The organism is Pseudoalteromonas sp. SR45-5 (assembly GCF_014163565.1).
Classification (GTDB): domain Bacteria; phylum Pseudomonadota; class Gammaproteobacteria; order Enterobacterales; family Alteromonadaceae; genus Pseudoalteromonas; species Pseudoalteromonas distincta.
Map to the genome: position 1 here is coordinate 1 of NZ_JACJDN010000118.1, position 8299 is coordinate 8299.

At 38.7% G+C, this 8299-nt stretch carries 7 protein-coding genes; 3 read left to right on the forward strand and 4 right to left on the reverse strand.

Annotation, left to right across the window (positions count from 1 at the left end):
• Window positions 1-780: ABC transporter substrate-binding protein (locus H5072_RS06625; RefSeq protein ID WP_220488533.1), on the forward strand; the 780-nt coding region annotated here is incomplete at its 5' end.
• A 2-nt stretch (window positions 781-782) separates the two neighbouring features.
• Here the strand turns inward: H5072_RS06625 and H5072_RS06630 are convergent.
• The 3 genes from H5072_RS06630 to udk form a co-directional block, all read right to left on the reverse strand.
• A complete protein-coding gene (locus H5072_RS06630; RefSeq protein WP_182693065.1) occupies window positions 783-1493 on the reverse strand; it encodes an ABC transporter substrate-binding protein in 711 nt (236 codons plus the stop codon).
• A 293-nt stretch (window positions 1494-1786) separates the two neighbouring features.
• Window positions 1787-3013 carry a NupC/NupG family nucleoside CNT transporter gene (locus tag H5072_RS06635; protein WP_039488805.1) on the reverse strand — a complete coding sequence of 409 codons (1227 nt, stop codon included), beginning with the start codon at window positions 3011-3013 and terminating at the stop codon, window positions 1787-1789.
• A 17-nt stretch (window positions 3014-3030) separates the two neighbouring features.
• Window positions 3031-3663, reverse strand: a complete 633-nt coding sequence (gene udk, locus H5072_RS06640) for a uridine kinase (protein ID WP_024596281.1) — start codon at window positions 3661-3663, stop codon at window positions 3031-3033.
• A 192-nt stretch (window positions 3664-3855) separates the two neighbouring features.
• Here udk and H5072_RS06645 point away from each other — a divergent pair, with 192 nt between their 5' ends.
• Together H5072_RS06645 and deoD are read left to right on the forward strand one after the other, a co-directional pair.
• Window positions 3856-5088: a phosphopentomutase gene (locus H5072_RS06645; RefSeq protein ID WP_024596282.1), complete on the forward strand. Its 1233-nt coding sequence runs from the start codon at window positions 3856-3858 to the stop codon at window positions 5086-5088.
• Window positions 5088-5792, forward strand: a complete 705-nt coding sequence (gene deoD, locus H5072_RS06650; RefSeq protein ID WP_007376638.1) for a purine-nucleoside phosphorylase — start codon at window positions 5088-5090, stop codon at window positions 5790-5792. Before H5072_RS06645 ends, deoD begins: the two co-directional genes overlap by 1 nt.
• Window positions 5793-6676: 884 nt before the next feature.
• Here deoD and H5072_RS06655 read toward each other — a convergent pair.
• Entirely contained in the window at window positions 6677-7567 is an 891-nt protein-coding gene (locus H5072_RS06655; RefSeq protein WP_182693066.1) for a TPR end-of-group domain-containing protein, read from the reverse strand.
• Window positions 7568-8299: the final 732 nt, after the last annotated feature.

The window sequence follows — 8299 nt, forward strand, 5'->3', positions numbered from 1 at the left end:
ATTAATGTAAGTTCATCAGTAGGTATCGTTATCATTAAATCCTTCCTTATACTTGTTTTTATATTTATTAGTCATTACGCACAGGCTGAAGATTTCAAGCTCACGGTCTACACTGAGCACTTTTCGCCATACAATTTTGAAAACAAAGCGGGTCAACTTGTTGGCATAAATCTCGATATTGTAAAAGATGTATGCATTGCGTCAGATATTACCTGTGAATTTAAAATACTTCCTTGGAAACGTGCTTACAGCCTAGCCCAAAAAGATAAGCATTCAGGTATTATCTCTATCGCTAAAACATCTCAAAGAACGCCTATTTTTAATTGGGTAGGGCCTTTGGCATCCAGTGAAACATTTTTTTATAAACTTAAAAAAAATACTCAGTTAAAAATGAATAGCTTAAATGAAGCAAAGCAGTTTTCACTTGCTATCGTAAGAGGGGATATTTACGAATCCATAATTAAAAAAGTAGGGTTTGAAGCAGGTAAAAACCTTTTGTCCATAGGTGATGAAAAGCAATATATGCACTTGTTTTTAAATAGTAAAATAGATTTGATTTTAGGCTCTGAATACACCATTGGTTATCAACTTTCGCCTTTTGGGTATAGTGAAGACGATGTCGTTAGGCTGCAGGAATTACCATTACCTGAGATAGCAGGTAACTACATCGCGTTTAATAAATCAGTACCCAATTACATTGTAGAGCGTTTTAATAGGGAGTTTGAAAAGCTTAAAAAGAAGGATAACTTTTCGGCTTATAAAAAACGTTATAAGCGCTAATGTTAGTACTTGTAAGGCAGCCCTTTCTTTTGCTTTATTTTTAAAAATGCAGCTTGCAGTGATTCTATTAAATGCATATCTGTTTTTTTATTCGCAGCTAAATAAGCATCAATTGTCAGCTCATCTATTTTATAAATAAACTTTAAGTGTGCTGGTTTGAGCTTTAGATAATCACTCATCTGCTGCATATATAAAGGATCGTCTACAATTAAATCTACTTTTTTAGCGAGTAGTAAAGAGTATGACTTTTGAATATCAGAGGTTAAAACAACTTCAAACCCCAGTTTTGCTAGGGTTTGTGTTGAAAAATCATTGCGCTGCATAGCAATTTTGTACACTTTAGCTTGTTCAGTAGTGTTTATAATAAGATCATCTCGCTCTGATAGGCCAATAAAGCCTAGTTCAAAACGTCCGACAGGTCCTATCCAATAAAATTTGTCTTCTCGCTCTACAGTGCGTGCAAGGCTGTATATAAAGGTATTTTTAAGCTCATCTGCAATTTTATAAGCACGTGCCCAAGGGTACATTTGAATGTTAGGTGTTAGATCAGCCTCAGCAAATATATCTCTAATAAATTGAGTACCTTCACCTGCTACCTCACCATCAATCAACACCTGGTTTGGCGGTGCTAACTCTGTAACAACAAGGATGGGTTCTTTTGCTTGAACATACACAGAGCAAGTTAAAAAAAGAGAATAAAGAATATATTTCACAATAGCGGGTCGTTAGTCGGTTAGCTTAAGTAATATAAGTGTGGCTGAAAATACGAAAAACACAAAAAATATTTATGTGACTTTGTTACTAAGATATTGGTTTATTTGAGTTATGTATAACCATAAATAAGGTTAAATAGCTTGAAGGTTGGAAGTGTATAAATCTGGAAGGCCTAAAACGATAAAAGGGCCTTGCGGCCCTTGGTGAAGTATCGTTCAAGTCAGATAGAGCTTTAACCCCTTAAAGCGCTATCCTCTTGTTTTGCAACACCGGTGTTCATCTCAATAAGTTTCTAAGCTAGCGAGAGGAAAAACCCAGCAATTGCTGCGCTCATAAGGTTAGCCATAGATCCTGCTAACACTGCTCTGAGCCCTAAGCGTGCGATATCCTTCCGCCGACTAGGCGCCATACCGCCTAACCCACCTAGTAAAATGGCTATCGATGATAGGTTAGCAAAGCCACATAGAGCAAAAGTAACAATTGCTTGTGTGTGTGCGCTTAACGTATCGCGATAATTTATAAAGTCTAAGTAAGCAACAAACTCGTTCACTACTATCTTTTGACCAATAAAGCTGCCGGCTATAATTGCTTCATCCCATGGCACACCTAGTAACCATGCAACAGGAGCAAATACATAACCTAATATTTCTTGAAGCGTTAATGTTGGGTAATCAAACCACCCACCAATACCGCCTAATAAACCGTTTAGTAGTGCAATTAGCGCTACAAAAGCAAGTAACATTGCACCTACATTAAGTGCTAAATGCATACCGTTTGCTGCACCTGATGCAGCTGCATCAATTACATTTACAGGCTTATCTTCGTCATCTAAATCTAAATCAGCTAAGTTATCTTTAGGCGTTTCAGTTTCTGGCACAATCATCTTGGCCATTAAAAAACCACCTGGAGCAGCCATAAAGCTCGCTGCTATTAAGTACTTAAGATCTACGCCAATAATAACGTAACCGGCCATTACAGAGCCTGCCACAGTGGCTAGGCCACCTACCATCACTGCAAACAATTCCGATTTAGTCATTGTTGCTATAAATGGCTTAACTATCAGCGGAGCTTCAGTTTGGCCAACAAAAATATTTGCCGTTGCTGAAAGCGATTCTGTGCGAGAGGTTTTCAATAATTTTTGTAAACCGCCGCCTAAAATCCTAATTATCCAATCCATAATGCCAAGGTGATACAATACAGCAACAAGTGCTGAGAAAAACACGATAACAGGCAAAACTTGAATCGCAAAAATAAAACCTAGTGTGTCTTGTGAGGCAAGTGGGCCAAACAAAAACCCAATACCGTCGTTTGCATAACCAATAACCGACGATACGGCTGCTGACATGCTCGTTAACACATTTTTTCCTGCTTCAAAAAACAGGACAAAACCGCCGATAACTACTTGCATCGCAAATGCTATACCAACGGTTCTTAAATTAATTGCCTTGCGATTAGTTGATGCCGCAAAGGCAATGCTTAGTAGCACACACATGCCCACTAAGCTCATAAATGTTGTCATACAAATGTTTCCCGTTGTTATTCTTGTAGTAAATATTTTATCTTACTTTTTATTATATCAATCGCAACGCGGTTCATACCGCCTCGAGTCACAACTAAATCTGCGTTATGCTTAGAAGGCTCAATAAATTGATAAAACATCGGTCTAACAGTTGCTTGATACTGCTCAACAACAGATTGTAATGTTCTGCCTCGTTGCTCCATATCACGTTGCATACGACGCATTAAGCAAATATCTAAAGGTGTATCTATAAACACCTTAATATCAAATTCTTTATTAAGCGCTTTGTCACTCAATAATAAAATACCTTCAACAATGAGTATTTTAGCAGCAGGCACTCGGCGAGTTTTCTCGCTACGTGTATGCTGTGCATAATCATACGTTGGTACTTCAACTGAATTTCCACTACGAAGCTGTGTTAAATGCTCAAGCATTAACGCATGTTCAAATGCATCAGGATGGTCGTAATTCGTTTGCGTACGATGCGCCATCGGTAAATGCGACTGATCCTTGTAGTAAGCATCTTCTTCAATAATGGCGATAGCGCCTGGTTCAAGCTCATTAACCAATTCATTGTATATAGTTTGGCTAAAAAGAGATTTGCCCGACGCAGACGCGCCTGCAATAGCTATAATAGTAGTTCGTGTCACTAAAGTTCTCACCCACACAGAAGGATATATTGTTGGTAGATCACAATAGCAAAAAAGACACGATTAATCTCTTTTGCTTCGCTTAAGAATGCAAATTTATAATGTTTAGGTTTTATGAAACAGGACTTTTGTCCTGTACGGAAAAATCGATCAGCGGATAAAGTAACCACCTAGAATCAAAGTGAGGTCAAAATGGCAAGAGCAATTATCTTAATGGCAGATAGCCTAGGAATCGGTGCAGCACCAGATGCAGATAAATTCGGCGATCTTGGGGCTAATACATTCGCTCACTTACTAAAAGCATATTACGACGAAACAGGCGCTGCATTATCGCTTCCTAACCTATCAAAACTTGGGTTAGTGGATGCATGTGAAGCTGCCGGTGGAGAACCGTGTTTAATTTCAGACCGCCAAGCTTCTCAAGGGGCATGGGGTTACGCTAAAGAATTATCTAGCGGAAAAGACACGCCATCAGGTCATTGGGAAATGGCAGGAGTACCTGTGTTATTTGATTGGGGATATTTCCCAAAAACACAGCCAAGTTTCCCACAAGAATTTATAGACGAGTTTATAGCTCGTACTGGTATTCCTGGCATTTTAGGCAACTGCCATGCATCGGGAACAACCATTTTAGAACAGCTAGGTGAAGAGCACGTAAAAACAGGTAAACCAATCTGTTACACCTCAGCTGATAGCGTGTTTCAAATAGCCGCGCATGAAGAGTCATTCGGCCTAGAGAAGCTTTATCAAGTTTGCGAAATCGCACGGGCGCTACTTGATGAAATGAATATAGGACGAGTGATTGCGCGGCCATTTTTGGGTTCAAATAGCCAAGACTTTGCTCGAACGGGTAATCGTCGCGACTATTCAGTGCTTCCGCCAGCACCAACATTGCTAGATGTGTTAGCAAAAGACGGCGGCGAAGTAATTAGTATTGGTAAAATTTCAGATATTTACGCGCATCAGGGCATAACCCAAAAGCATAAAGCACCTGGGCTTATGAACTTGCTAGAAAAAACCAGCGAAGTAATGAAAAGCGCACCAGACCATAGCTTAATCTTTACTAACCTAGTTGATTTTGATGAAAAATTTGGTCATCGCCGTAACCCAGTAGGTTATGCAAAAGCATTAAAAGAATTTGATGACTATTTACCAACTATACTAAAGCAGTTAAACGCAGATGATATATTAATGATCACTGCAGATCACGGTTGTGACCCAACCTTTCCAGGTTCTGAGCACACTCGCGAATACGTACCGGTTATTGCATATAAACCAGGTATGAGTAACACACCTCTAGGTGAACGCAACAGCTTTGCAGATATCGGTCAAACACTGGCACAGTGGTTTAACTTATCTGCGCTTGATTACGGCGACAGCTTTTTAAATGAGCTAACAACGCCAAATAAAAAGGAAAACAATTAATGAGTACTCCGCATATCAGTGCAAACGTTGGTGATTTCGCCGAAACAGTATTAATGCCAGGCGATCCGCTACGTGCGCAATATATTGCTGAAAACTTTTTAGATGATGCAGTACAAGTTACAGGTGTTCGTAACATGTACGGTTTCACTGGTACTTACAAAGGTAAGCCAGTAAGCATCATGGGTTCAGGCATGGGCATTCCATCAATGTCTATTTATGCACGTGAGCTAATTGTAAGCTTTGGCGTTAAAAATATTATACGTATTGGTACGTGTGGTGGTATTGGCACAGATATCAAAATCCGTGACGTAATTTTTGCACAAGGTGCAAGCACAGATTCAAACGTAAACCGTGCACGTGTTCGTGGCTACGATTTTTCTGCTATTGCTAACTTTGACCTACTTTTAAACGGTGTAAACGCCGCTAAAGAGCTAGGAATAGAAGCAAAAGTAGGTAACGTATTTACAACCGACACTTTCTACCAAGCAGACGACTCGTTCTACAAAGACTTAGACAAGTTAGGCATGCTAGCAGTAGATATGGAAACAGCCGGTTTATATGGCGTTGCAGCTGAATACGGCGCAAACGCAATGGCATTATTTACAGTAAGTGACCACGTAATCACCGGTGAAGCAACACCTGCTGATGAGCGTCAAAGCACGTTTAACGAAATGGTTAAAATTGCATTAGAGTCAATAGCTTAAATAATACATAACAGTTCCTTGGTAACGTATTCACTAAGTTTTGGAGACACGCCCAAAGTGAAGTGAGACTAACCTCCAAAGCCGCATTTTATGCGGCTTTTTTTATGCCTGAAGAAAACTGATAGCAGCTTCTAATTACTTATATCAATTCGCTTAATTAAGTGATCTATTTTGAGGATGGAAAAACGTGTTGATAGCTAGGCAAAAAATTCGCTATTTAGTTGTTCTAAATGAGAATTTTTTAACGCAGGTAGCGACACGTTTAGCCCCTAAAAATGATTAAGTATTATTTCGGGTTGGTATTAATTCAACCATCTAAAAACTGCGTTTTTAAACGCCTGCAAGCAGCGCGTCTACAGGTAAATTAAACTGCTGAGTGTAAGTTTTCCACGTAGGCGCAGAGCTTGCTCGCGCGAGAAGCACTTAAGCTAACTACTCTAAAAGCTCAGCATCTCTAAACCTATTTGTGTATAACAGCCCTAAAAAACAATATGCACGCAGAGAAGAAAAGGAGGAGCAAATGAGAAGAGCAAAACCAATGCTGACTCGGCATTATAAAAGTACAAGCGTTGCTTTAAAAGCTTGTAACCTGCGCGAATAGCTGTGTTTATACCAAGTTTAGAGTATGACTTGTTGCTCATGTTAGAAGCACAGTTTCTGATTGTTTTTATTATTTTAACTTCTAAGCTCTTCTCTAAAAGCGCAGCGTCTCTAAACCTCTTTGTGAAGTAATCACTTTTGATCTTAGCTCTACGCTAGAGCTGAGTTTGTAGAGCGCAGTTAAGCTTCTAATTACACAACAAACTTTACCTTTAAAAACAAAAAAGGGCCAAGGCCCTTTTTTATGGTGTTGCGCCTAATCATACAGGCCAAATTCTGAGTGCTTAAACAACTTCACCAGCCACTATCGTATTAAAGCTGTTGTTGTCATGCAGGCTTGCAAATGCGCTCTCATGTAATAATTCATTACGTAAGTTTGGAGAGTATTCAAGTGCCATTTTAATATCGGCTAATGCATCAGCATGCTTATGTGTTAGTGCATAAGCACATGCTCGTTGCCAATAGGCATAACCATAGTCACTATCTATATCAATAGCTTGATTACACAGCTCAATGGCTTGTGCTGTTTCATTAATTTCTAGTAATGCATCGGCTTTATAAGCAATGGCTTCCACATCTTCTGGTTTGCGATTGAGTATTTCATTAAAAATTTCAATTTTATTTGCAAAATCACTTTCTAGGTTTGCGCGCATCCACAACGAATGAACTTCGTTGGTCACCGATATGCGCTCTTGGTTGCTGAGTATTTCTTCTGAGCGAACGCGTAGTTTTTCTTCAAGAATTTTTAATCGGTCTTCATACTCGTCTGTAATTACACTCACACGCGTATTTACAATATCTTCTACTTTGTTTTTAACATCGCGCAACGAGTTCCAACCCACTAAAACTAAAATCGACGCCGTAGCGGTAATTATAAAAAACACATTATTAATGGTATCTGTAGTGTACGTTAATGCGCGATCGGCAGTATCAAGCTGCGCATGAGTAACCTGCTTAGTTACATCTTCACGAAGCTTTTGCTGATCTTGCCTAACTGCTTTTAGCTCATCTAATATGTAGCGCTCCATTAGCGGCTTATACATAGGCTCTTTGAGTTGTTGAAGAGCTTGTTGCTCTTGTTGTGCTGTAGGTGAAGCTGGTTGCTTTTCAGCAGAGTTCACTATGCCTGAAAACAAAGTTAAACAAACAAAAAGTACAGATAGGTAATAACGCATTGGTACGCCTAATTAAATTAATTACTGTAATAACTTTAACATGCAGGGCTTAATGGCACTAGGGCGTGTTGTTCTTTGTGGATTAAAATTGACCTAATTTAGATAGGAGCAATAGTTGTAAAATTTTTTTAGCCTAGTGAGCTTAGCATAATAGGGTAAAGCGTGAGCATATTACCCATGCTCAGGTAATTTGAGTAAAAATAGGCAAAAAAAAACCAGCTCAAGGTGAGCTGGCAAAAACTGCTTAAAACAACAATATGTCGTAGGGATTCACAGGAGAACAACTTCATACTAACTGAATATTTATGAACAAATACTTAATTCAATTCAACTAGTTAAAAATATAAGAATACTCAAAGTATTCGGTTTATAAAGTAAAGGTGCATTGGGCTTAAGTAATGCACCTTTATCATTATAACTATCTAACTACAATTTCATGGTGAAGGGGGGTATTCCAATGTGCGCTTTAGTAAACTAAAGCCACTTTCAAACCCTTCACATACCATTACGCCGAAATTTTTCAATTCGATCACAGGTCTAGTAAAAAGATTAAGGTTAATTCACCGATTTTTAAATTTTTATTTTGCGTAATGCTTTATATGCGCGCCATCTGACTTTTTTACTATTATTTTAAACGCCACTTTAAGCCTATTGTTAAATACATCATTAACGTAAGGGCAATCAAAAATATAAATTGGAGCAATCGTTTTAAATAGTATGTTGAGGCTGGCG